Source organism: Aestuariibaculum suncheonense (assembly GCF_014596935.1).
Taxonomy (GTDB): Bacteria; Bacteroidota; Bacteroidia; order Flavobacteriales; family Flavobacteriaceae; genus Aestuariibaculum; species Aestuariibaculum suncheonense.
The window spans coordinates 1-270 of record NZ_JACVXC010000028.1 but is presented as its reverse complement, the minus strand read 5'-3'; the positions used below and the strand labels follow the sequence as shown (position 1 = coordinate 270).

The following is a 270-nucleotide window of genomic DNA, read 5'->3' as shown; positions in this document are numbered from 1 at the left end:
CGCTCGAAATATATCCTTTACAGGAGAACTAATTATTCTGAGAGACCAGTTCTTCAGACTCCATAGGAGATGACCAGTACCGTAAGAGAGATTCCACTGTCACCCTCCTTGTGGCACTAAGCATTGAAATGAAAAACCGACAACCGTCAATTTTGTACTCCTCAAGTGGATTTCTATGCCCGAAAGATCTCAAGTTCACCGCTGAATTGAGTCTGTTCATGTTCACGAGATGATCCCTCCAGAAAGAATCAAGAGTTTTAAGAAGAACTG

Annotated in this window: 1 protein-coding gene; it reads right to left on the bottom strand. The window is 42.2% G+C overall.

Annotation, left to right across the window (positions count from 1 at the left end):
- Positions 1–28: 28 nt before the first annotated feature.
- Positions 29–270 (bottom strand): hypothetical protein (locus ICJ84_RS17190; protein ID WP_188217536.1); only part of this gene is annotated, 242 nt, incomplete at its 5' end.